Source organism: Caulobacter sp. ErkDOM-E (genome assembly GCF_048541895.1).
GTDB lineage: Bacteria > Pseudomonadota > Alphaproteobacteria > Caulobacterales > Caulobacteraceae > Caulobacter.
The window spans coordinates 678,001-698,927 of sequence record NZ_CP183331.1; the positions used below are offsets into that span (position 1 = coordinate 678,001).

A 20,927-nucleotide genomic window follows, 5' to 3' on the forward strand; every position below is an offset into this window, starting at 1 on the left:
GGCGGGGTTGGACGCGGCCGCCTTGCGGCCCTATCCTGGTCGGGAGCCGCAAAAGGACCCTTGCCGATGGATGCGGCCGTGTTTCGACAACCCCGAAGGCGGATGATCGCCATCGACAGCCCCGCCGGCTCCGGCGAGATGGCGGCGCTGGAATTTGGCCCGCAGGACCGGGCCATCGACGTGATCTTCGTCCACGCCAACGGCTTCAACGCCCAGACCTATAACAGCCTGCTGGCCCCGCTCTCGGCGGGCCTGCGAGTGCTCGCTATCGACCAGCGCGGCCATGGCGCCACGACCCTGGCCGCGAAAGGCGAGGGCCGTCGTTCCTGGCTCGACCTGCGCGACGATCTGGTCGCTCTGCTCAAGACCCTGAACGGTCCCCCGGTGGTGCTGGCCGGACATTCGATGGGCGGCACGGTCAGCCTGCTGGCCGCCGCGGCCCTGCCCGGCGCGGTCAAGGGTCTGGTGCTGCTGGATCCGGTGATCATGCCGCGCCTGGTGGCTCTGTACGCCCAGGTTCCCTGGACCTCGGGCGCGCTGTGGAAGAAGATGCCCATCGCCCAGGCCGCCTCGCGCCGCCGCGCCGTCTTCGACGACCGCGAGGCGGTGGTGGCCGCCTATACCGGTCGCGGAGCCTTCAAGACCTGGCCCGAGACCATGCTGGCCGACTATGTCGACGGCGGCTTCGTTGATCGTGACGACGGCAAGGTGGAACTGGCCTGCGCGCCGGCCTGGGAGGCCTCCAACTATTCGGCCCAGGCCCACGATCCCTGGCGGGCGATCCGCAAGGTCACGGGGCCAGTGCGGATCCTGAAAGCCGAGCGCGGCTCGACCTGCCGGGCCGGCGACAGCTTCGCCCGGCGCGGCAAGGACGTGACGGTCGAGACGGTGGCCGGAACCAGCCACTTCCTGCCGATGGAGCGCCCGGACCTGGCGCGGGACGCGATCTTCGCGATGGTGACGCAGTGATCGTTCCGAGAGTGGCGACCTGAAGGTCCGCCTTGTCGGCAAGGTGCTTGCGGTGAATCCGGCCCCCCAAGATCCTAGGGCTTCGACTCCATCGCACTGTTTCTCGTCGTCCCGGGGCTTGTCCCCGGCCCCGGGGTCCCGGCTCTCCGCTACGCTGCAGCCGGGATGACAAGGGCATGTAGGGATGTCGAAGAGACCGGCACGCTGCAGCCTCCAAGAGACCTAAGGCTTGGCGCGACCCCGGAGCGCCGCCTTTCGGGTCGGAAGCCAAGGCGAGGGCCGCTCACCACCCCCAGCAGACACCTACCGCGTCAGCTCCCCCACGCCGCCCAACGCCCGCTCCACCGCCGCCAGGGCGTGCAGTTGCGTCGTGTCGAACACCGGAACGCTGCTGTCGGCCTGGCCGACCAGCAGCATGATCTCGGTGCAGCCCAGGATCACCGCCTGGGCCCCGCGCGCCACCAGCCGGGCGATCACGGCGCGGTAGATCTCACGCGAGGCGTCCAGCACCTGTCCCGCCACCAGCTCGCGATAGATGATGTCGTGCACCGCCGCGCGGTCGTCGGCCTCGGGGACCAGCACCTCCAGGCCGTGGCGCTTTTCCAGCCGGCCGCGATAGAAGTCGTGCTCCATCGTGAAGGCGGTGCCCAGCAGGCCCACCCGGGTCAGGCCGGCGGCCTTGATCGCCTGGGCGGTGGGGTCGGCGATGTGGAGGAGCGGGATGTGGACCGCCGCCTCGATCGTGTCGGCCTCGCGGTGCATGGTGTTGGTGCACAACACCAGGAAATCGGCCCCGCCGGCCTCCAGCGCCCGGGCGGCGTCGGCCAGGCGGCGGGACAGTTCGGGCCAGCGGCCGGCGTGCTGCAGGGTCTCGATCTCGGCGAAGTCGAACGACCACATCAGGGTGCGGGCCGAGGCCACGCCGCCCAGCCGCTCGCGCACGGCCTCGTTGATCAGCCGGTAGTACTGGGCCGAGCTTTCCCAGCTCATGCCGCCGATCAGGCCGATCAGGGCTTGGTCGCTCACGGCGGGGTCAGTCCTTCAGCGGCCTAAGCCGGTTCACATGGCCCATCTTGCGGCCGGGCCGGGCCTCGCCCTTGCCGTAGAGATGGACGCGGGTCTCGGGCTCGCCGGCCAGCTTCTTCCAGGCCTCGACATCGGGGCCCAGCAGGTTGGTCATCTCCACATGGGCCAGGGGCTGGGTCGGGCCCAGGGGCCAGCCGGCCACGGCGCGGATGTGCTGCTCGAACTGGTCGACCTCGCAGCCGTCCTGGGTCCAGTGGCCGGTATTGTGGACGCGGGGGGCGAACTCGTTGACCAGCAGCTTGCCGCCGGCCAGCTCGAACAGCTCCACCCCGATGACGCCGACATAGTCGAGGGCGGTGAGGATCTTGATGGCGATGGTCTCGGCCTGGTCGCGGGTGGCCGGCGTGACCCTGGCCGGGGCCGAGGTGCGCTTGAGCACGCCGCCCTCGTGGTGGTTTTCCGACAGGGGGTAGCAGGCGATTTCGCCGTCGCGGCCGCGCGCGGCGATCACCGACAGCTCGCGCCCGAAATCGGCGGGGGCCTCCAGGATGGCGGCCTGGCGACCGATCTTCTCGAACGAGGCCTCGGCGTCGCTGGTTCGCTGGATCCAGGCCTGGCCCTTGCCGTCATAGCCTTCGCGGCGGGTCTTCAGCAGGGACGGCGCGCCGATCTTGCCGACGGCGGCGGCCAGGGTTTCGCTGTCATGGACGGCGGCGAAGGCCACGGTGGGCACGCCGATCTCGGCCAGGAAGCTCTTTTCCACGACCCGGTCCTGGGCGGCGGCCAGGGCCTTGGCGCCGGGCGCGACCACGCAGTTCAGGGCCGCCAGCTCGGCGACGGTGTCGGCGGGAACGTTCTCGAACTCATAGGTGACGACGTCGCAGGCCTCGGCCAGGCGCTTGAGGGCCCAGCGGTCGTCATAGGCGGCGACGATCTGGCGGGCGGCGACGCGGCCGGCGGGGCTGTTTTCCTCAGGATCAAGAATGAGAACGTCGAAGCCCAGGCGCGCGGCGGCCAGGGCCAGCATGCGGCCCAGCTGTCCGCCGCCCAGTATGCCGATGGTCGAGCCGGGAACGAGGGGGAAAGACGCGTCAGTCATGGGCGGTTCAGTCCTCGACGCTTTCGGCGACACTGTCGGTCTGGGCTTGTCGCATAGCGGCCAGCCGTTCGGCCAGGGCGGGATCGGACAGGGCCAGGATCTGGGCGGCCAGCAGGCCGGCGTTCTTGGCCCCGGCCTCGCCGATGGCCAGGGTGGCCACGGGAACGCCGCCGGGCATCTGGACGATGGAGAGCAGGGAATCCAGGCCGCTGAGGGCCTTGGACTGCACCGGCACGCCCAGCACCGGCAGGTTGGTCATCGAGGCGGCCATGCCCGGCAGGTGGGCTGCGCCGCCGGCCCCGGCGATGATCACCTTGAAGCCCGCGCCTTGCGCGCCCGTGGCGAAGTCGAACAGGCGCTGCGGCGTGCGGTGGGCCGAGATCACCTTGGCCTCATAGGCGACGCCCAGGCTGGCCAGCGCGTCGGCGGCGGCTTTCATGGTCGGCCAGTCGGAGCGGCTGCCCATGATGATGGCGACCGGCGGTGTATTCGGCATCGGCTTGCAGATCCCTCAAGGCGGCGCGCGGACGCGGATGCTTGACCCGAGCCCTGAAGGTCGCCCCGTATGCGCGTCAATCGCGCGAGCGCAAGCCCAAAACGCCTAGTGCGCCTGTGAAACAGGCGCCGCGCGCGCCGCGACGACAGGGTGCTGCGACCAAAACGCGCCCCGATTGCGCGCGACGCCGTTCCCGTTAACACTTGGCCAAGCTGTGCAAGAAACGATTCCCTAGTCCATGAAGATCTCCGGCGCCCGGACCGAACCCTTTGCCGCCATCCGCAAGCGGGCCCTGGCCCGTGCGGGGGCCCAGGTTTCCGTGCGCGAGGCGCCGGCCCCCGACAGCGCCGCCTTCCTGGGGCTGGGCGAGGCTGACCTGACGCCCCAGGTGCAGGAAGCGCTGACCACCCTGATGGCCGAGATCGACGACCTGCGCGGCGAGGTTTCGCGGCTCAAGCTGCGGCTCAACGAAGCCCAGCAGCAGGCCGACCAGGACGTGCTGACGCCGGTGCTGAACCGTCGCGCCTTCCTGCGCGAGATGAAGCGGGTGGCCGCCTTCGCCCAGCGCTATGGCTCGCCGGCCAGCGTTGTGTTCTTCGACCTGGACGGCTTCAAGAACGTCAATGACCGTTTCGGCCATGCGGCGGGCGACGCGGCCCTGCAGGCGGTTGCACGCCGTCTGCTGGCCAATGTGCGCGAAAGCGATGTGGTCGGACGCATGGGCGGCGACGAGTTCGCCGTGCTGCTGGCCCAGGCCGACAAGGAAACCGCTCTGTCCAAGGCCGCCAGCCTGGCGGCCGCCATCCAGGACACCCCCGTCGAGTTCGGCGAGTGGTCTGCGCCGCTGCACATCTCGTGGGGCGTGCGCGAGATTGCCCCGGGTTCGGACCCCGAAGTCGCCCTGGCCGAGGCCGATGCGGCGATGTTCGTGCGCAAGCGAAAGCAGGCCTAGAGCGTTTGCCGTCCTGACGGCGTCAGTCCGGAGCTCTAGGTCTTTGTTTTAACGCATTTTCTTCACGCGACCTGGAATCCACTTCGCCCGAAAATGCTCTAGGGTTTAGAACCTCCTCCGCTCGCCTCAGGGTCTTGCGACGTTTTGCGCAGGGACTCGTTCTGCCCCCCGCGCTACCAATTTAACGGTTGGTTAAGCAAAAGCGCTCTGACTGGTGTCAGGCGTGTGGGGCGCGACAATGCAGCGAATTTTGATCGCCGAGGACGACCCGATCCTTGCGATGATCTACGAGATCACGCTGGGCGAGGCCGGCTTTGACGTCCTGGTATGCCGCGACGGCGTCGAAGCGCTGGACGCGCTGGACGCGTTCGCCCCCGATCTGGTGATCACCGACTTCTACATGCCCCGCATGACCGGCGGCGAGTTGATCCGCGCCGTCCGCAAGCGACGCGGCGTCCTGACCTCAACCCTTCTGGCCTCGGCCATCGATCCGGCGCGCCTGCGCGAGGATGAATGGGCCGACGCTCGCCTGGAGAAGCCGATCACTCCGGCCAAGCTGCTGCGCGGCGTGCGGGCCTTGGAGGCCTGCCAGGCGCACTGATGGGGCGCGCTGATGGCGGCCCGCTGACAAACCCGGCGAACTGGGCGATGAACGGACCTGGTTACAGGGGTCTCGCATGACACATGAATGCGCCAAGTCCATCGCTCGTCGAATGCACGATCCCAAGTTCGCCAGCCACTATTTCGTGGGGCAGGGCCTCGATGTCGGCGGCGCGCCCGATCCCCTGTCCAGCTTCAAGCCATTCTTTCCCCTGATGAGCGGTTGCGACACCTGGGACCTGCCGCAGGGCGACGGCCAGTATCTGGAAAGCGTGGCCGACGAAACCTACGACTTCGTCCATTCCAGCCACTGCCTGGAGCATCTGCTGGACCCGGCCGTCAGCCTGCAGAACTGGCTGCGGGTGCTCAAGCCCGGCGGGCACATGGTGGTGATGGTCCCCGACGAGGACATGTACGAGCAGGGGGTGTTTCCCAGCACCTTCAATGACGACCACAAGTGGACGTTCACGATCTTCAAGCCGGAGTCGTGGAGCGGGCGGTCGCTCAATGTGCTGGACCTGCTGCGCCAGCTGGGGCCGCAGGCCGAGGTGCAGAAGCTCGAGAGCCTCAACAGCACCTTCTACTACGACCACCAGCGCTTCGATCAGACGCGTCTGCCCACCACCGAATGCGCCATCGAGTTCGTGGTGCGCAAGCGTCCGGCCTCGGAAGTCGCCGCCAGGGGACGCTTTCCGGCCTAAAGCCCCGTGCTAGGCGATGATGTCGGGCATCAGCATGTCTTCCAGACGGCCGATCTTGTCCTTCAGGGCCAGCTTCTTTTTCTTCAGCCGCGCCACCTGCAGCATGTCGGGCTGAGGGCGGTCTTCCAGGGCCTGGACGGCGGCGTCCAGATCCTGGTGCTCTTCGCGCAGGATCGACAATCGGCGCTCGATCGCCTGGTCGGATTCGTCCGACGGATCGTCGTCGTTGGTCGACGGTTCATCGGTCATGGACAGTTCCCCTTGGCTGGAAGCCAAGCGCGATAGATAGCAAAGGCGGGGCGCGCGTAAAGGGGCTCACGACAATGCGGTCGCCAGGCGTTCCAGAGCCGACGTGCGGGGCGGATCGCCGGACGCGGCTGCGGCGGCAATCAAGCCTGCCAGAACGTCCAGCGGCGGGCCCGAGGGACCACTCATGGCTTCCAGACTTTCCATCAGCACCCGCTCGCCCTGCAGTTCGACGGCCTTGAGCGTTTCGCGGAAGGGTTCGCGCGCGGTGTCGGCGACGGCCGGGAAGGGGGCCTTCAGCGCCCGGCGCACGCCGCGCAGCGGAGCCCCGACCTCGGCGTCCCATTGCTTCATCAGCCCGGCGGCGGCCTTGGCGTCGGCGACGCGGCCCTCGCCGGCGGCCCAGGCGGCCCACAGCAGGTAGGGCACGTTCTGTCCGTGGGCGTCCTGCAGGTTCAGGCAGGCGGCCGCGACATCCTGTCGCGCATAGGCCGCAAGGGCCCAGTCCCAAAGCGTCATGGCTTTAACCCTCACTCTTTCCGGAGATGGGCGCGATGTCTTCGCCCCAGCGTTTGACGGGTTTCCAGTTCAGATCGAACAGGTCCAGCACCCGGCCCACCGACTGGTCGACCATTTCGGCGATGGACCTTGGCTTGGCGTAGAAGGCCGGCAGGGGTGGGGCGATCACCGCGCCCATCTCCGACAGCTTGGTCAGGGTGCGCAGGTGGCCCAGATGCAGCGGCGTCTCGCGCACCATCAGCACCAGGGTCTTGCGCTCCTTCAGCACCACGTCGGCGGCCCGCGTCAGCAGTGAAGACGTTACGCCGCTGGCGATTTCGCTCATGGTCCGCACCGAGCAGGGGGCGATGATCATGCCCAGGGTCCGGAACGAGCCCGAGGCGATGGCGGCCCCCACATCGGCGGCGCGGTGCACGATATCGGCCTTGGCATTGAGGTCGGAGACCGAAAGATCGGTCTCCTGCGACAGGGTCAGGGCCGCCGATTTTGACAGCACCAGATGGCTCTCGATCCCCAGGTCGCGACAGGCGTCCAGGGCGCGGATGCCGTAGATAACGCCCGAAGCGCCGGAGATTCCGACGATCAGTCGGGGTCTGTCCGCGGTCTTGGAAGAGTCCGTCATGGTGAATTTTCGTCCGACACGGGATGAAGGTGGGCCAAGTCAAGCGGGGCCGCTTGCAACCATATGTGATCTGACAGCCGGGCGCAGCGGGTGTTCACTCGTCTTCTCAACAGCAAGGAGCCGACAGCCATGGCCATCGAATCCCGTATCCGCGAACTTGGGTCCCGTCACGAGAACCTCGATCGCTCGATCCAGGAAGAGACCAAGCGCCCCGCCAGCGATGCGACCCGACTTAGGGAGCTCAAGCGGCAGAAGCTGAGGCTGAAGGAAGAGATAGAGGGGCTGAGATCACAGCTCCATTGAAGCTGCTGAATTAGAAAAGGCCCATTCCGTGATCGCGGAATGGGCCTCTTTCATTTTGATCGCCAGAACGCCTCAGTCTTCGTCGTCGTCCTCGTCCTCGTCGTCGGCCACATAGGTCGACTTGCCGAACACGTCCTCGGCCTTGGGCTCGGCGCGCGACTTGCGGTAATCGGCCTCTTCGTCCTCCTCGGGAGTCTCGACGACGCCGGTCTCCGAAGCGGGACGCAGGGTGGGATCTTCCGGCAGGATGCCCTTCTTCAGGTCGTCCTTGGCCTTCTTTTCGGCGGCCTTCTTGACCAGGGCGTCCAGTTCCAGCTGGCCGACCAGGCCCAGGGTCACGGGATCGACCGGCTTGATGTTGGCGGCATTCCAGTGCGAGCGCTGGCGCACCTGGTCGATGGTCGACTTGGTGGTGCCCAGGAGCTTGGAGATCTGGGCGTCGGTCACTTCGGGGTGGTGGCGCAGAAACCAGGCGATGGCGTCAGGGCGGTCCTGACGGCGCGACACGGGCGTGTAGCGCGGGGCCTTCTTCTGCGGCTTCAGCAGCTCGGCGTGACGGCTGACCTGGGCCTTCATGCGATAGGCGTCGTTGGCCTGGGCCTTGTCCAGCTCTTCGCGGGTCAACTGGCCATTGCCGATCGGATCGGCGCCGCGGATGTCGCGCGCCACTTCGCCATCGGCGATGCCGCGCACTTCCAGCGGGTGCAGATTACAGAAATCGGCGATCTGCTCGAAGCTCAGCGACGTATTGTCCACGAGCCAGACGGCCGTCGCCTTGGGCATCAGGATGTCGGACATGCGGTCCTCCAGAAATGACGGCGCCCGACCTTGCGGCCGGGCGGGATGTTCAACGGGGGAGCTATAATCCGGTTCTCGGCGAAAGGGAACGGGGCATGGTGAAGACCAGTCGTCGCGCGGTGTCGCGGCCCCGGTTCGGCGGGTCAGGCCTGGCGCTGTTCATCCAGAAAGCGGGACAGCCGATCGACCAGTGTGCGCGACCCCGCGCCGTCGCAGACCGCTGCGGCCAGCTCCAGGCCCGCGCCGAAGTCGGTAATGGCCTGGAAGCCAAAGCCGCCGCCCGAGCCGCGCATATTGTGCCCCAGGAGGGTCACGGGCTGGAAGTCGGCCCGGTCCAGGGCGTCGCGCATCGTGATGACGTCCTGGCGGCAACTGTCCAGATAGCTGGGGATCAGCGCGGCCAGCCGGGCGCTGGGGCGCCACAATCGTGACTCCGGCCCGGACGCCGCCGACTCTGACCGGGGGCTCGCGACCGCCGAATAGTCCCGGATCGCCTGCAACAGCACGTCCTGCTTGATGGGCTTGGTCAGATAGGCCGTGCACCCCGCCGCCAGACAGGTCTCGCGGTCACCCTTCAGGGCCGAGGCGGTCAGGGCGATGATCGGGGTCGGTGGCCGGTCATTCGACTTTTCCCACGCCCGGAGGGTGCGGGTGGCGGTCAGGCCGTCCATCACCGGCATCTGCCGGTCCATCAGCACCAGGTCATAGTGACCGGCCTTGAACATCTCGCAGGCGATCAGGCCGGTCTCGGCTACATCGACCAGGTAGGGCGTGTTTTCCAGATAGGCCAGGGCGATGGTGCAGTTGTCGGGCGAGTCCTCGGCCATCAGGATGCGCAGGCTGGGCAGGGGCGTGTCGGGGCCATGGCCCACGGGGGCGCTGACCGGCCGGTTGGCCGCCGCCCACACCTCGAAGGGCACCGAGAAGGCAAAGACGCTGCCCTGGCCCAGCGTGCTGGTCACGCCGATCCTGCCGCCCATGAGCTCGACCAGCCGCTTGGAGATCGTCAGCCCCAGGCCCGAACCGCCAAAGCGCCGGGTCGTCGAACTGTCGGCCTGGGTGAAGCGCTCGAACACCCGGGAGAGCTTGTCGCTGGCGATGCCGATGCCGGTGTCGGCCACCGAGAAGCGCAGGGCGGTCGGAGCGGTGCTGTCGGCGTCGCGGTCGACCTTCAGCGAGACCTCGCCCGCGGCGGTGAACTTGATGGCATTGCCCAGCAGGTTGAGCAGCACCTGGCGCAGGCGGGTGGGGTCGCCCACCAGGTCGTTGCTGACGCCCGGCGCGATCTCGCAGATCAGGGTCAGGCCCTTCTCCTGGGCCCTGGGGGCGACCATCTCGATGGATTTTTCCAGGTGGTCGCTCAGTGAGAAGCCGGTCTGTTCCAGATCCAGCTGCGAGGCCTCGACCTTGGACAGGTCGAGAATATCGTTGATCAGGTTGAGCAGATTGTCGCCCGCGCGGCGGAAGATCTGGACGTACTTGTCCTGCTCCGGGGTCAGCTCGGTCTTGGCCAGCAGGTCGGCGATGCCCATCACCGCGTTCATCGGCGTGCGGATCTCGTGGCTCATGCTGGCCAGGAAGTCGGACTTGGTGCGGCTGGCGCTTTCGGCGTCGGCCTTGGCCTGCTGCAGCTCGGCCTCGACCCGCTTGCGCTCGGTGACATCGCGGGCGGCGGCGAACACGCCCTGCAGCGTCCGCTTGCGATCATAGAAGGTGGTGGCGTTGTAGGAGACGACCGTTTGCTTGCCGTCGCGGGCGCGGGCGGTCAGTTCGTAGTCGGTGACCGATTTCTCGGCCAGAACCCGCTTGATGCCGGCCTCGGCGCGCTCGGGATCGGTGAAGCAGTCCTTGAACGGCGCGCCGATCAGTTCGTCGCGCGTGCAGCCCGTCAGCGCTTCCATCTGCTTGTTGACGTCGGTGATGATGCCCGAGGGGTCGGTGGTCATCAGGGCGTCGATGTTGGATTCGATCAGGGAGCGGGTGTAAAACTGCTGGTCCCGCAGCCGCTGGTCGGACTTTTTCTGTTCCTCCTCCACCAGCTTGCGGGCGGTGTTGTCGGTGCCGATCAGCAGATAGCCGATGATGCCGTCCTGGTCGTCGCGCAGGGCCGTGACCGAGACCACGGCGGGAAAACGGGTGCCGTCCTTGCGGATATAGGTCAGCTCATAGATGTCCTCGATCCCGCGCGAGGCCTTGAAGACCAGGGCTTCGAAGCCCGGCTCGATCGGGGTGGCCAGTTCGGCGCTCAGCGCCCGGGCGCGGGCGATCAGCTCCTGGGGGTCGGAGATGTCGGCCGGCGTGATGGTGTTCATCACCTCGGCGGCCGTGTAGCCCAGCATGCGCTCGGCCCCGACATTGAAGATCTGGATCACGCCCTTGGCGTCGGTGGCGATGCTGGAAAAGTTGGCGCTGTTGAAGATGGCGCTCTGCAGGGCGCCGGCCTTGACGATGGATTCTTCGGTCTGACCGGGCGTCTGGGCCGTCGTCGAGCTGGCTATGGCGCTTCCCAATTCATGCAGCAGGCGTGGCGCGGGAGTCTTACGCGCCAACGAAGTCTGGATAGGTCTATTGCAGCAGCTTGCCGACCGAGGCTTCCAGCTGCTCTGGCGAATAGGGCTTCTGAAGGAACTGGCCGCCGCCGACGAACTGCTCGGACATGTCGGCCGTAAGCGGACTTCCGGACGTGTAGAGAACCCGCAGGCCCGGCCGGAGCTGCAGGGCCTGGTTGGCGATGTCGTAGCCGCCCAGGGGCAGGGCGCCGAGCCGGATGTCGACGAACAGCATGTCGATGCCGCCGGGCGCCGACAGGTGCGCCAGCGCGCCGGCCAGGTCCTCGGCCATCAGCGGCCGATGTCCCAGATCCTCGATGGCCCATTCCGCCGCCTGACGGATAAAAATTTCATCTTCGACGACAAGAATAATAGCCATCAGGTTGACACAAATTCCGGCTGCAGGATTAAATCTTGTCCTCGATTTCGACGCTAATCGGCGATTTCGAGTCGTTTCGGACGAGAATTTTGCCGAGGAATTATTCAATTTCATTCGGAGGTATTTCGCATACCATCGATCACGGTGCCGCTTCGCATGCGAAATTATTATTTGTGCCCGGCCGTAGACCTGAGAAGACTTTTCTAGGCCACCAGCACAACCTTCCCAACATGCTCCCCAGCCTCAAGATGTGCGTGGGCCTTGCCCGCCGCCTCCAGCGGGAAGGTCGCGTCGACGATCGGCTTCAGCTTGCCTGCCGCGATCCACGGCCAGACGACGCGTTCGATCTCAGCGGCCAGGCGAGCCTTTTCGTCGGCCGAGCGGGGGCGCAGGGTCGAGCCCGTGATCGTCGCGCGCTTCTGCATGATCTGCATGATCGGCACGTCCAGCACCGGGCCGGCCAGGGCGGCGATATAGACGATGCGGCCGCCGACATTGAGGGCGTGCAGGTTCTTGTCGAAATAGCTGGCCCCGACCATGTCGAGCACCACATCGACGCCGCCGGCCTCACGGGCGATTTCGGCGAAGTCCTCGGTCTTGGTGTCGACGGCGATGTCGGCGCCCAGCTCCAGGGCCTTGGCCTTCTTGTCGGCCCCGCGTCCGGTCGCGATGACCCGGGCCCCGGCCGCCTTGGCCATGGCGATGGCGGTTGTTCCGATTCCGGACGTTCCGCCATGGACCAGCAGGGTTTCGCCGGCCTTCAGCGCGCCATGCTCGAACACATTCGCGTAAACGGTGAAAACCGTCTCGGGCAGGGCGGCCGCATGGACCATGTCAAAACCGTCGGGCACGGGCAGGGCGTGGCGGGCGTCGACCACGGCATATTGCGCATAGCCGCCACCGCCTAGCAGGGCGCAGACCTTGTCGCCGATCTTCCAGCGGCCCGACGCCACCATGACTTCGCCCGCGACCTCCAGGCCCAGGGTGACCGGCGCGCCCGGCGGGGGTGGGTAATAGCCCAGGCGCTGGATGATGTCGGGGCGATTGACCCCGGCCGCCGCGACCTTGATCAGGATCTCTCCGGCGCGCGGAACGGGCCGCTCCAGCGTGGTGGGAACCAGCGCATCGGCGGGCCCCTTGCCGCCTTCGATGGCGATCGCGGTCATCGCATCCGACATGGTCTCTGATCCCTCAAGCTTGCCTTGCGTCCTAGGTAGGCGTCAGATGAACGAACGAAAAGGACGTTCATAGGTCTAGGGAGCCAGTCGATGTTCGAGGAACCCGTCGAGCCGCGCGCTTTCAGCGGTCGCGCCCTGAATGAGACGACGCACGAAGACCTTGAAATCTATGGGGTCGCCGAGCTGGAGGAGCGCATCGACGCCCTCCAGGCCGAGATCACCCGCACAAAGGCCCAGCTGGACAAGAAGCGCGCTGGACGCGACGCGGCCAATGCGCTGTTTGGTCGCCTCGACTAGGGATTCATTTACCCTAATCAATGTCTAAAGGCGGCAAGCCGCCTTCGCTGCGTATGCGTCGAGGTTCGAAGGGGGCAGGTCGCGAAACGGGACGGCGTCGGTTGGCACGGGGGTTGCAGTCCCTGCTCCAAGCGAGACGTTCTCGCGGCCTTTCGAAGGGGCATTGAGTACCTATGACCGATCTGAACGCATCCGCGTCGACACCCTGGCGCGCGGGGGTCATCCAGGACTTCGCGAAATCGGAGCTGTTTGACCGCACGTTCGAGGAAGGCATGATGCTGGTCGAGGAGACGGCTGGCTATCTCGACGGCGCGGGCCGGCATGACAGCAAGATCCTCTCGCGCAACGCCGCCCTGGCCTACGCCACCGAAAGCATGCGTCTGACCACTCGCCTGATGCAGGTGGCCTCCTGGCTGCTGGTGCAGCGCGCGGTCAAGGAAGGCGAGATGGCCCCCGAGGCTGCCTGCGCTGAAAGCTATCGCCTGGCCGAGGAAGTCGCCGTGGTCGGCGCGGCGGTCGAGGAACTGCCCTACGGCCTGGTCAACCTGCTGCAGCGCTCCGAGCGCCTGTACGAGCGCGTGCGCCATCTGGACAAGCGCATGTATGTCGAGATCGCCCTCGAAGACGCGCCCCGCCCGGTTCAGGCCCAGTTCGACCGCCTCACGGCGGCGTTCGGGGGCAGTTGATCCACTCCATTCCGCGCAACAAAAAGCCCGCCATCTCGACCGAGATGGCGGGCTTTTTTGACGCCTGAACACCAGACACAGAAAAAGCCGGTCCGCGAGTGCGGGACCGGCCTTTCGTCGCCCTTGCGGCGAGCGTGCTTACTTCTTGGTGAAGCCAGCGAACTTGGCGTTGAAGCGCGAGACGCGGCCGCCACGGTCCAGCATGTGGGCGTTGCCGCCGGTCCAGGCCGGGTGAACGCGCGGATCGATATCCAGCGCCAGCACGGAGCCTTCTTTCCCGTAGGTCGAACGGGTCGGATAGGTGGTGCCATCGGTCATGGTGACGGTGATGAAGTGATAGTCGGGGTGAATGTCTTGTTTCATCGGGCGGTCCAACCGACTGGCGGTGTGAAAGTTGGTGAGCGGACGCCCTTGCGGGTGGCCCTCGAAGAGGCGCGGCTATAAAGAACACGCGCGAATTTGGCAAGGGACAGTTGATGACCGACGTACACGGCGGGGATATTTCGGTCGAGGGACGCCCCGGCGCCGGCGCCGAACTGGCTCAGGGCATGGCCGAGGCGGCCGCCCGGCGGCCCCGCCGCAAGGACATCCGTCCCCTGGCCCATCTGCTGCCCTTCGTGCGCCGCCACATCGGCGACGCCCTGGCCGCGGGCTTCTTCCTGCTGTTCTCCACCAGCGCCACCCTGGGTCTGACCGCCGCCTTCAAGACCGTTATCGACAAGGGATTTGCGACCGGCGCGGCCTCGGCCGTCAACGGCGCCTTCATCGGCCTGGGGGTTGTGGCCCTGGTGCTGGCCGTCGCCACCTCGCTGCGGTTCTTCTTCGTCACCCGGCTGGGCGAGCGGGTCGTCGCCGACCTGCGCCGGGCGCTCTATGGCCACACCCTGACCCTGGATCCGGCCTATTTCCTCAAAACCCGCACCGGCGAGGTTTTGTCGCGCCTGACCACGGACGTGACCATCATCGAGCAGCTGGTCGGCACCTCGGCCTCGGTGGCGGTGCGCAACATTCTCAGCCTGGTGGGCGGCCTGGGCTACATGGCCGTGGTCAGCCCCAAGCTGGCGGGCTTCATCGTGCTGATGGTGCCGGTGATCCTGGCCCCGATGTTCCTGATGGGTCGCAAGGTGCGCAAGCTGTCCGTGACCGCCCAGGACCGCTTCGCTGACGCTGTGGGCTATGCCGGCGAGAGCCTGGACGCGCTGGACACGGTTCAGGCCTTCGGGCGCGAAAAGGCCTCGGACAGCCGCTTCGGCGAGGCGGTCGAGATGGCCTATCAGGCCTCGGTGCGGCGCATCACCGCCCGGGCCGGCATGACGGCGGTGGTGATCGTCCTGGCCTTTGGCGGCATCACCCTGCTGCTGTGGTCGGGCGCGCATCTGGTGCTGTCGGGCGAGATGACCCCCGGCACCCTGGCCCAGTTCGCCTTGCTGGCCATCATGGCGGCCGGCTCGATCGGCGCTCTGGGCGAGGTCTGGGGCGATGTTCAGAAGGCCGCCGGGGCCATGGAGCGCATCGCCGAACTGCTGAGCTCGCAGCCCGGCATCGCCGCGCCGGAGAAGCCCAGGACCCTGCCGGTTCCCGCCACGGGCGCAGTGGCCTTCGACAACGTCACCTTCGCCTATCCCGGCCGTCCCGACCTGCCGGCCCTGCGAGGCTTTGATTTGACCGTCAGGCCCGGTGAGACCGTCGCCCTGGTCGGACCCTCAGGGGCGGGCAAGAGCACCGTCCTGCGCCTGCTCCTGCGCTTTTACGACCCGCAGGAGGGCGTCATCCGCCTCGATGGCGTGGATCTGCGCGACGCCGACCCGGTGGAGGTGCGTCAGCGCATGGCCCTGGTGGCCCAGGACTCGCCGCTGTTCTCGGGCTCGGCGCTCGACAACATCCGCTTTGGCCGCGAGGACGCCACCGAAGCGCAAGCCCGCGAAGCCGCCGCCGCCGCCCAGGCCACCGGCTTCCTGGAAGCCCTGCCGCAGGGCTTCGACACCCCGGTGGGTGAGCGGGCCAAGACCCTGTCGGGCGGCCAGCGCCAGCGCCTGGCCATCGCCCGGGCCCTGGTCCGCCAGGCGCCGATCCTGCTGCTCGACGAGGCCACCAGCGCGCTGGACGCCGAGAACGAGCGCCTGGTCCAGCAGGCCCTGCACGAGGCGATGAGTGGCCGCACCACCCTGGTCATCGCCCACCGCCTGGCCACCGTGCTCAAGGCCGATCGCATCGTGGTCATGGAAGACGGCCGGGTTGTCGAACAGGGCACCCACGCCGAGCTTTCGGCGCGCGGCGGGCTGTATTCGCGGCTGGCGAAACTGCAGTTCGGGGTGGAGGCGGCTTAGAGGAAGGGCCGAAGTCTTCGCCCACCCAGAATCCGTTCTTCCCGGCGAAGGCCGGGATCCAGATCGAACCCACATGCCGCCGTGATTTTGCGCGGTCGAAGGCGCATCATCTCCAAACGCTCAGGCTGAATCTGGGCCCCCGGCCTTCGCCGGGGGGAGCGGAGAAGAAGGTGTCTTTTGATAGCCGAGGGTTTCGACAGCGAACAACGCCACGAGATGCCTCTCGAAGGCATGGCGGACGTCGATGCGGGGCGGTTCATCGATCAGGCCGCGATTGAGGCCTGGGCCGACAGTCTCGATAAAGATAGCCCGGCTTCGCCCCGCGTCGATGCGCCTAGGATGGACCGGCGTCCGACTTCCACTTAGGCGGACGATGGGCGGTTGACCCTGAGGTTGCAAATTGTGATCATTCAACCCCTGTATCGGGGGTATCGTGTCCAAGCTAAGCGTGCTCAGTCCGTTTAAGCCCCTGCTTACCGAGCAGGAGGCCAGCACTGCCGCCCGAGCAGGAGCCGTCGGCGCGTTCCTTTCGGTCGCATCGGCGGTCCAAGGCCTCGTTGAGCTTTACCTCACACGGGACAAGATGTTCGTCGCCATGGCCGGAGTTCCCAAGCCCCCGGCCAAGGACAGTCAGATTTCGGCCGCCATGATGGATACGATCCAGACCGGCGTGTTTGGTTTTGCGCTCGGCATGGTGGCGCTCGTCGGGGTCGCCTATCTGGTCTTCGGCGTAATCCAGTGGCGGCGCAGGACGATGCTGATCCCACTGATCATGTTTCTATTCTCCGCCTACAGTGTCCTGATGAGCGTATTGGGCCTGTTCACGCCGCATGCGGCCATGGCGACGCCGGTCTGGCGAACCGTGCTCGAACTGGCGCTTGAGATCGTCCTTCTAACGCTTTTCTGGGCCGGTTACCGCGGCGGGCGCTATCTCCGGCGCGGCGCTCCGTCGGCCGCCTAGAAGGCGCCCCGTCGCCCCTACCTCGCCAGATCCGCCGGCGTTGTCGGCTCGCTGATCACCGCTGCCATCGCCTTCCAGCGCGCGTCCTGGCTGGCTCCCACCCGCTCGACATGCGCCCGGACCATGTCCTGACCGAGGTTGTAGTTGATCACGTAGGAGCGGTAGGTCTCGATGAAGCTCAGGCGCTTTGCGGCGCGGGCCACCGAGCTGAGGCCGTATTTGGCCAAGGCCGCGATGGCAGTGGGTTTATCCATGCGACCCGACAGATAGGCGTCGGCGATGGTGTTTTCGCTGCTGGCCAGATCGGCCTTGGCGGTCATCAGGGCGTCATAGGCGTCGGCGGTCGCCGGATCCAGGCCCGCCAGCGGATAGAGCTGTTCGCGCTCGAACTTGACCTTTTCCGCGCCCGGGAAGGCCAGGCTGATGCCGTAATTGGCCGAGCCCTCGGCGATCAGGGATTGGGGCGAGTACAGCGGGTAGACCGAGAACTCGACCCAGCCCTTGCCCTTGGTCAGCTTCTCTTCCAGCTGGGCGTTGAGCACATGGTGACCGGGATAGCCCTCGTGGCAGCCCAGGTCGACGGCGCGGCTGATGGCGACGGGCAGGTCGGTGTTGATCTCGATCAGGCTGTGGGCGCCGCCCTTGTACCAGTTGTAGCCGCTCCACGGCTTGCCGGTGACGAAGGCCAGGTCGAACTTTTCACCCTTGGGCAGGGCGATGTGCGCCTCGGTGCGCGCCTTGCAGGCGGCGATGCCGGCCTTCATCACCGCGTCGAGTTTGTCAGCCGGGATGACGTACTGGCTCTGGAAGGCGTCGATGCGAGCGGCCAGGTCGCCCTCGCCGGGGACCAGACCGTCGACGCGGGCCAGGATCGGGTCATAGTCCGACAGCGGCTTCAGCGGCGGACGCACGCCGAACAGGCCCTGCGCCTCGTCCTGGAAGCTGAACTTTTGCCCCTCCAGCATGGCCAGGCGGGTTTCGGCCGCCCTCAGCTGGCCCAGCATGAACGCCTTCCGGCGGCGCTCGTCGGGGGTGAGGGCGGCGTCATCGACGGCCCGGGTCGCGGCGGTCAGGCGGAGGGCCTCGGCCTTCAGGGCCGGCACGGCGCGTGGATGGGCCTTGGCGGCCTCGGCCCATTCCTTGGGGCCGTAATAGGCGTCGACATAGCCGGGCTCGCGCTCGCCGGCCTCCAGCGTCAGGGCCACGAAATCCCTGGCGATGACGTCCAGTTTTGGACCGCCAGCAGAGGCGGCGAGGGCGGGCGCGGAAGCGCCCAGCAGCAAGGCGGCGGCCAGGACGGCCAGACGGGTGTTCATGAGAAGCCTCAACGCGACAAGGCGTTCAGGCTGCACCCGCGAGCGTCAGAGGGTCAAGCGCGCGCGGCGACCGCTAGGCCCGGGAAGTCGGTGAACACGCCGTCCACGCCGGCCGCATAGAGGGCCTTGAGCAGCGGCTCGACCTCGCCATGCAGGGCCATGAAATCGGGCCGTGCGGCGTCGCCCCGGCGCAGGGCCGGCGGCAGGAAATAGTTCTCGGCCCGCACGGTCCAAGGGTGCACCTGCAGGCCGGCGGCGTGGGCGTCCTTGACCAGCGATGTGGCCGGCAGCAGGCCCTCGGCGCGCGGGATCACCAGCGACTGGTGCGGGCCCAGGCCGTCAGCATAGGCCGCCACGCCCTTCAGGCCCTCGGCGGTCAGCAGGTCGGCGTATTTGACGCCCGGCAGGTCAGGCGGACCGCCCTCGGCGTCAGCCAGCAGCACCAGCTTGGCCCGGGTCTGGGGGCGCAGGGTCTTCAGGGGGGTGACCTCGAAGCACTGCACGAACACCGGGGCGTCGGCCGAGTTGAGGTCATTGCGCTTCAGGGCGTCCAGCATCCGGCCTTCGACCGGCAGGCCGATCGAGGCGAAATAGCTGGGGTGCTTCATCTCGGGATAGACGCCGATGACGCGGCCGGTGCGCTTGCTGGCGGCCCGGGCGATGGCGACCACCTCGTCGAAGGTCAGGATCTGGGCCTGGCCGTCAAAGGCGGCGCTGGTCGGGCGCAGCTGCGGCAGGCGCTCGCGGGCCCGCAGGGTCTTGAGCTCGGCCAGGGTGAAGTCTTCGGTGAACCAGCCCTCGACCGTCTGGCCGTCGATGGTCTTGGTCGCCTTGCGGGCGGCGAACTCCGGACGGGCGGCGACGTCGGTCGTGCCGCCGATCTCGTTTTCGTGGCGGGCCACCAGATGGCCGTCCTTGGTGGGGACCAGATCGGGCTCGATGAAGTCGCAGCCCTGCTCGATGCCCAGCTCATAGGCCAGGGCCGTGTGCTCGGGGCGCAGGCCCGATGCACCGCGGTGGGCGATGACGATGGGCTTCTTGCCCTGGGCGCGGGCGAGGCCGGGCAGGAAGGTGCCGGCGAGGGCGGCGGTGGTCAGGGCGCGACGGGTCAGCAGGGTCATGGCGGCGATTTAGCGCTGCATCATGACACTTTGGCTAGGGGTGAACACTGGCCCCCTCCGGGCCTGCGGCCCTCCTCCCCCGGAGGGGGAAGACGAGATCATCCGCCCCCTCCGGGGGCGGACGGCTGCGCAGCAGCCCGGTGGGGGCGAGTCTGGCGGTCTCTAGGCCAGACGCAGCTTCTCCAGCACCAGCGGGTGCAGTTCCTGGTTACAGGCCAGGATCGAGGCCCCTTCGGCCGGGTTGCCGTGCTCCTCGATGGTCGAGACCTTGCCGCCGGCCTCGGCGACCATCAGCACGCCGGCCGAGACGTCCCAGGCGCCCAGATTACGCTCCCAATAGCCGTCGAAACGACCGGCCGCGACCCAGGCCAGGTCCAGCGAGGCGGCGCCGAAGCGGCGGACGCCGGCGACCTTCTGGCTGATCTGGTGCAGTTCCTTCAGGAACTGGGCATGGCCGGGCTTGCCCAGGAAGGGCACGCCGGTGGCCAGCACGGCCTCGTCCAGATGGCGGCGGGCGGCGACGCGCAGGCGCTTTTCGGCGCCCAGGAAGGCGCCCTTGCCCTTTTCGACCCAGAACAGGTCGTGGGTGATGGGGTTGTAGGTGACGCCGGCCACCACCTCGCCCTCGCGCTGCAGGGCGATATTGACCGCGAAGTGCGGGATGGCGTGCAGGAAGTTGGTGGTGCCGTCCAGCGGGTCGACGATCCAGGTGTGGGTCTTGTCGGTGCCCTCGATCAGGCCGCGCTCTTCACCCAGGAAGCTGTAGCCGGGGCGGGCCTTTTCCAGCAGTTCGAAGATGGTCTGCTCGGCCTTGAGGTCGGCATTGGTGACGAAGTCGGCCGCGCCCTTCTTGGAAACCTGCAGCTCGGCGACTTCACCGAAATCGCGAGCCAGGCCACGCGCCGCTTTGCGGGCAGCGTCGATCATCACGTTCAGAAGGGCGGAGGGAGTGGCCAAGGCGGGTTTTCCTCATAGGTCCCCCTGCGCAGCGTCTGGAGCAGACGGCGGGGGATATGCGAGCGGCGGTTAGAAAGATCGGGAAATTGGGCGCGGAACCTAGTCGCGGACGCGCGCGAAAGCAAGGCGGGGCGAATGCTCCCCGCTGGGCAGGGCCTGTTGCCCATCAAGGTCGCCGCGAAAAAAGCTGTCATCCCGGACAACCCCGGCGAAAGCCGGGGGCAGATCCGGGACCGCCGGAAGCGCAGAGCTCAGGCGTCGGTCCCGGATCTTCGCGCTGCGCGCTCGTCCGGGATGACAACCGCTTGTGATGATATGCGCAGCTCCCCTTGAGGGGGAGCATCTGCCCGGCCTAGGGCAGATCGACCTTGGGCAGGCTGTCGCGGGCTTCGCAGGCCAGCTTGCCGGCGCTGCCGGCGGCGGCCTTGGCGTCGTCGATCTTTTCGCCGTTCCGCCAGCCCTTGGTCAGGCCCATGTCCCCGACGAAATCCATGCCCAGGTCGATCCACTTGTCGGCCGCGCAGTCCAGGGCGAACATGATGATCGGCCCCTTGCCGGCCGGCCAGTTCCTGTAGGGACCGTTGGGCTTGCCCTCGGCGATGCGGACCAGGACCATGCCGGACTTGGCGTCCACCCGCATAAAGTCCTCGTCATAGAAGGTCTTGGCCTCGCCGGGCGAGGGCTTCCAGTTTTCGGCCAGGGCGTAGGTCGCCACAGACAGAGCCGCCAGGCTCACCACGCACAATACGAGTCGCTTGTTCATCGCGTTCCCCCCCGGAACCTATGGTTAACGGAGAGGCTAGGCCTGTCTGGTCGGCCCCGCAA

Annotated in this window: 24 protein-coding genes; 9 read left to right on the plus strand and 15 right to left on the minus strand. The window is 67.2% G+C overall.

The window, feature by feature from the left end:
- Positions 1-66 precede the first annotated feature (66 nt).
- Positions 67-969: an alpha/beta fold hydrolase gene (locus tag ACN2C7_RS03385; RefSeq protein WP_419319844.1), complete on the plus strand. Its 903-nt coding sequence runs from the start codon at positions 67-69 to the stop codon at positions 967-969.
- A 303-nt stretch (positions 970-1,272) separates the two neighbouring features.
- Here ACN2C7_RS03385 and ACN2C7_RS03390 read toward each other — a convergent pair whose 3' ends face one another.
- Genes ACN2C7_RS03390 through purE form a run of 3 tightly spaced genes read right to left on the minus strand, consistent with a single transcriptional unit; the run spans position 1,273 to position 3,590 of the window.
- On the minus strand, positions 1,273-1,995 hold the full coding sequence (locus ACN2C7_RS03390) for an aspartate/glutamate racemase family protein (RefSeq protein WP_419319846.1): 723 nt from the start codon (positions 1,993-1,995) through the stop codon (positions 1,273-1,275).
- A gap of 7 nt (positions 1,996-2,002) precedes the next feature.
- Positions 2,003-3,094: a 5-(carboxyamino)imidazole ribonucleotide synthase gene (locus ACN2C7_RS03395; protein ID WP_419319848.1), complete on the minus strand. Its 1,092-nt coding sequence runs from the start codon at positions 3,092-3,094 to the stop codon at positions 2,003-2,005.
- Between the two features lie 7 nt (positions 3,095-3,101).
- Complete coding sequence (gene purE / locus ACN2C7_RS03400; protein ID WP_419319850.1) at positions 3,102-3,590, minus strand: 5-(carboxyamino)imidazole ribonucleotide mutase; 489 nt, start codon at positions 3,588-3,590, stop codon at positions 3,102-3,104.
- Between the two features lie 238 nt (positions 3,591-3,828).
- Between purE and ACN2C7_RS03405 the strand changes: the two genes are divergently transcribed.
- The 3 genes from ACN2C7_RS03405 (at position 3,829) to ACN2C7_RS03415 (ending at position 5,843) form a co-directional block, all read left to right on the plus strand.
- A complete protein-coding gene (locus ACN2C7_RS03405; protein ID WP_419319851.1) occupies positions 3,829-4,542 on the plus strand; it encodes a GGDEF domain-containing protein in 714 nt (237 codons plus the stop codon).
- A gap of 238 nt (positions 4,543-4,780) precedes the next feature.
- Positions 4,781-5,143 carry a response regulator gene (locus tag ACN2C7_RS03410; RefSeq protein ID WP_419319853.1) on the plus strand — a complete coding sequence of 121 codons (363 nt, stop codon included), beginning with the start codon at positions 4,781-4,783 and terminating at the stop codon, positions 5,141-5,143.
- 76 nt (positions 5,144-5,219) lie between these two features.
- Positions 5,220-5,843, plus strand: a complete 624-nt coding sequence (locus tag ACN2C7_RS03415; protein ID WP_419319855.1) for a methyltransferase domain-containing protein — start codon at positions 5,220-5,222, stop codon at positions 5,841-5,843.
- Between the two features lie 9 nt (positions 5,844-5,852).
- Here ACN2C7_RS03415 and ACN2C7_RS03420 read toward each other — a convergent pair whose 3' ends face one another.
- The 3 genes from ACN2C7_RS03420 to ACN2C7_RS03430 all read right to left on the minus strand — a co-directional run bounded on the left by ACN2C7_RS03420 (position 5,853) and on the right by ACN2C7_RS03430 (position 7,230).
- A complete protein-coding gene (locus ACN2C7_RS03420) occupies positions 5,853-6,092 on the minus strand; it encodes a YdcH family protein (protein WP_419253343.1) in 240 nt (79 codons plus the stop codon).
- A 66-nt stretch (positions 6,093-6,158) separates the two neighbouring features.
- A complete protein-coding gene (locus tag ACN2C7_RS03425; protein WP_419319857.1) occupies positions 6,159-6,608 on the minus strand; it encodes a TIGR02444 family protein in 450 nt (149 codons plus the stop codon).
- A gap of 4 nt (positions 6,609-6,612) precedes the next feature.
- Positions 6,613-7,230, minus strand: coding sequence for a UbiX family flavin prenyltransferase (locus ACN2C7_RS03430; protein WP_419319859.1), 618 nt, complete (start codon positions 7,228-7,230; stop codon positions 6,613-6,615).
- Positions 7,231-7,359: 129 nt separating this feature from the next.
- Between ACN2C7_RS03430 and ACN2C7_RS03435 the strand changes: the two genes are divergently transcribed.
- A complete protein-coding gene (locus ACN2C7_RS03435) occupies positions 7,360-7,533 on the plus strand; it encodes a YdcH family protein (RefSeq protein ID WP_419319861.1) in 174 nt (57 codons plus the stop codon).
- Positions 7,534-7,605: 72 nt separating this feature from the next.
- Here ACN2C7_RS03435 and ACN2C7_RS03440 read toward each other — a convergent pair whose 3' ends face one another.
- The 4 genes from ACN2C7_RS03440 to ACN2C7_RS03455 all read right to left on the minus strand — a co-directional run bounded on the left by ACN2C7_RS03440 (position 7,606) and on the right by ACN2C7_RS03455 (position 12,437).
- Entirely contained in the window at positions 7,606-8,331 is a 726-nt protein-coding gene (locus tag ACN2C7_RS03440; protein ID WP_419319862.1) for a DUF1013 domain-containing protein, read from the minus strand.
- A 143-nt stretch (positions 8,332-8,474) separates the two neighbouring features.
- Positions 8,475-10,880, minus strand: coding sequence for a PAS domain S-box protein (locus ACN2C7_RS03445; RefSeq protein WP_419319864.1), 2,406 nt, complete (start codon positions 10,878-10,880; stop codon positions 8,475-8,477).
- A gap of 16 nt (positions 10,881-10,896) precedes the next feature.
- The gene (locus ACN2C7_RS03450) at positions 10,897-11,259 is read right to left on the minus strand and encodes a response regulator (RefSeq protein WP_419319866.1); all 363 of its coding nucleotides are present in this window, start codon (positions 11,257-11,259) and stop codon (positions 10,897-10,899) included.
- Between the two features lie 203 nt (positions 11,260-11,462).
- Positions 11,463-12,437 carry an NAD(P)H-quinone oxidoreductase gene (locus ACN2C7_RS03455; RefSeq protein WP_419319868.1) on the minus strand — a complete coding sequence of 325 codons (975 nt, stop codon included), beginning with the start codon at positions 12,435-12,437 and terminating at the stop codon, positions 11,463-11,465.
- Between the two features lie 90 nt (positions 12,438-12,527).
- Between ACN2C7_RS03455 and ACN2C7_RS03460 the strand changes: the two genes are divergently transcribed.
- Both ACN2C7_RS03460 and ACN2C7_RS03465 read left to right on the plus strand, forming a co-directional pair.
- Complete coding sequence (locus tag ACN2C7_RS03460; protein WP_419319870.1) at positions 12,528-12,734, plus strand: DUF1192 domain-containing protein; 207 nt, start codon at positions 12,528-12,530, stop codon at positions 12,732-12,734.
- Between the two features lie 173 nt (positions 12,735-12,907).
- Positions 12,908-13,420: a DUF1465 family protein gene (locus ACN2C7_RS03465; RefSeq protein ID WP_419319871.1), complete on the plus strand. Its 513-nt coding sequence runs from the start codon at positions 12,908-12,910 to the stop codon at positions 13,418-13,420.
- Between the two features lie 138 nt (positions 13,421-13,558).
- Here the strand turns inward: ACN2C7_RS03465 and rpmE are convergent, their stop codons facing one another.
- On the minus strand, positions 13,559-13,783 hold the full coding sequence (gene rpmE / locus ACN2C7_RS03470; protein ID WP_419253331.1) for a 50S ribosomal protein L31: 225 nt from the start codon (positions 13,781-13,783) through the stop codon (positions 13,559-13,561).
- A gap of 110 nt (positions 13,784-13,893) precedes the next feature.
- Here rpmE and ACN2C7_RS03475 point away from each other — a divergent pair, with 110 nt between their 5' ends.
- Both ACN2C7_RS03475 and ACN2C7_RS03480 read left to right on the plus strand, forming a co-directional pair.
- Positions 13,894-15,747, plus strand: coding sequence for an ABC transporter transmembrane domain-containing protein (locus ACN2C7_RS03475; RefSeq protein WP_419319873.1), 1,854 nt, complete (start codon positions 13,894-13,896; stop codon positions 15,745-15,747).
- A gap of 433 nt (positions 15,748-16,180) precedes the next feature.
- Positions 16,181-16,708, plus strand: coding sequence for a hypothetical protein (locus tag ACN2C7_RS03480; protein WP_419319875.1), 528 nt, complete (start codon positions 16,181-16,183; stop codon positions 16,706-16,708).
- Positions 16,709-16,725: 17 nt separating this feature from the next.
- Here the strand turns inward: ACN2C7_RS03480 and ACN2C7_RS03485 are convergent, their stop codons facing one another.
- From ACN2C7_RS03485 to ACN2C7_RS03500, 4 genes are all read right to left on the minus strand, one after another.
- Positions 16,726-18,024 (minus strand): hypothetical protein, encoded by a 1,299-nt coding sequence (locus ACN2C7_RS03485; RefSeq protein WP_419319877.1) that lies wholly within the window; start codon positions 18,022-18,024, stop codon positions 16,726-16,728.
- A gap of 53 nt (positions 18,025-18,077) precedes the next feature.
- Positions 18,078-19,145: a glycerophosphodiester phosphodiesterase gene (locus ACN2C7_RS03490; protein ID WP_419319879.1), complete on the minus strand. Its 1,068-nt coding sequence runs from the start codon at positions 19,143-19,145 to the stop codon at positions 18,078-18,080.
- Between the two features lie 162 nt (positions 19,146-19,307).
- A complete protein-coding gene (locus tag ACN2C7_RS03495) occupies positions 19,308-20,102 on the minus strand; it encodes an inositol monophosphatase family protein (protein ID WP_419319880.1) in 795 nt (264 codons plus the stop codon).
- 352 nt (positions 20,103-20,454) lie between these two features.
- Positions 20,455-20,865: a hypothetical protein gene (locus ACN2C7_RS03500; protein WP_419319882.1), complete on the minus strand. Its 411-nt coding sequence runs from the start codon at positions 20,863-20,865 to the stop codon at positions 20,455-20,457.
- Between the last annotated feature and the right edge of the window lie 62 nt (positions 20,866-20,927).

Excerpts from the sequence above, each read along its gene's own strand:
- ACN2C7_RS03385 (WP_419319844.1), top strand. The coding sequence starts at position 67 with ATGGATGCGGCCGTGTTTCGACAACCCCGAAGGCGGATGATCGCCATC.
- ACN2C7_RS03395 (WP_419319848.1), bottom strand. The coding sequence starts at position 3,094 with ATGACTGACGCGTCTTTCCCCCTCGTTCCCGGCTCGACCATCGGCATA.
- purE (WP_419319850.1), bottom strand. The coding sequence starts at position 3,590 with ATGCCGAATACACCGCCGGTCGCCATCATCATGGGCAGCCGCTCCGAC.
- ACN2C7_RS03405 (WP_419319851.1), top strand. The coding sequence starts at position 3,829 with ATGAAGATCTCCGGCGCCCGGACCGAACCCTTTGCCGCCATCCGCAAG.
- ACN2C7_RS03410 (WP_419319853.1), top strand. The coding sequence starts at position 4,781 with ATGCAGCGAATTTTGATCGCCGAGGACGACCCGATCCTTGCGATGATC.
- ACN2C7_RS03415 (WP_419319855.1), top strand. The coding sequence starts at position 5,220 with ATGACACATGAATGCGCCAAGTCCATCGCTCGTCGAATGCACGATCCC.
- ACN2C7_RS03420 (WP_419253343.1), bottom strand. The coding sequence starts at position 6,092 with ATGACCGATGAACCGTCGACCAACGACGACGATCCGTCGGACGAATCC.
- ACN2C7_RS03425 (WP_419319857.1), bottom strand. The coding sequence starts at position 6,608 with ATGACGCTTTGGGACTGGGCCCTTGCGGCCTATGCGCGACAGGATGTC.
- ACN2C7_RS03430 (WP_419319859.1), bottom strand. The coding sequence starts at position 7,230 with ATGACGGACTCTTCCAAGACCGCGGACAGACCCCGACTGATCGTCGGA.
- ACN2C7_RS03435 (WP_419319861.1), top strand. The coding sequence starts at position 7,360 with ATGGCCATCGAATCCCGTATCCGCGAACTTGGGTCCCGTCACGAGAAC.
- ACN2C7_RS03440 (WP_419319862.1), bottom strand. The coding sequence starts at position 8,331 with ATGTCCGACATCCTGATGCCCAAGGCGACGGCCGTCTGGCTCGTGGAC.
- ACN2C7_RS03450 (WP_419319866.1), bottom strand. The coding sequence starts at position 11,259 with ATGGCTATTATTCTTGTCGTCGAAGATGAAATTTTTATCCGTCAGGCG.
- ACN2C7_RS03455 (WP_419319868.1), bottom strand. The coding sequence starts at position 12,437 with ATGTCGGATGCGATGACCGCGATCGCCATCGAAGGCGGCAAGGGGCCC.
- ACN2C7_RS03460 (WP_419319870.1), top strand. The coding sequence starts at position 12,528 with ATGTTCGAGGAACCCGTCGAGCCGCGCGCTTTCAGCGGTCGCGCCCTG.
- ACN2C7_RS03465 (WP_419319871.1), top strand. The coding sequence starts at position 12,908 with ATGACCGATCTGAACGCATCCGCGTCGACACCCTGGCGCGCGGGGGTC.
- rpmE (WP_419253331.1), bottom strand. The coding sequence starts at position 13,783 with ATGAAACAAGACATTCACCCCGACTATCACTTCATCACCGTCACCATG.
- ACN2C7_RS03485 (WP_419319877.1), bottom strand. The coding sequence starts at position 18,024 with ATGAACACCCGTCTGGCCGTCCTGGCCGCCGCCTTGCTGCTGGGCGCT.
- ACN2C7_RS03490 (WP_419319879.1), bottom strand. The coding sequence starts at position 19,145 with ATGACCCTGCTGACCCGTCGCGCCCTGACCACCGCCGCCCTCGCCGGC.
- ACN2C7_RS03500 (WP_419319882.1), bottom strand. The coding sequence starts at position 20,865 with ATGAACAAGCGACTCGTATTGTGCGTGGTGAGCCTGGCGGCTCTGTCT.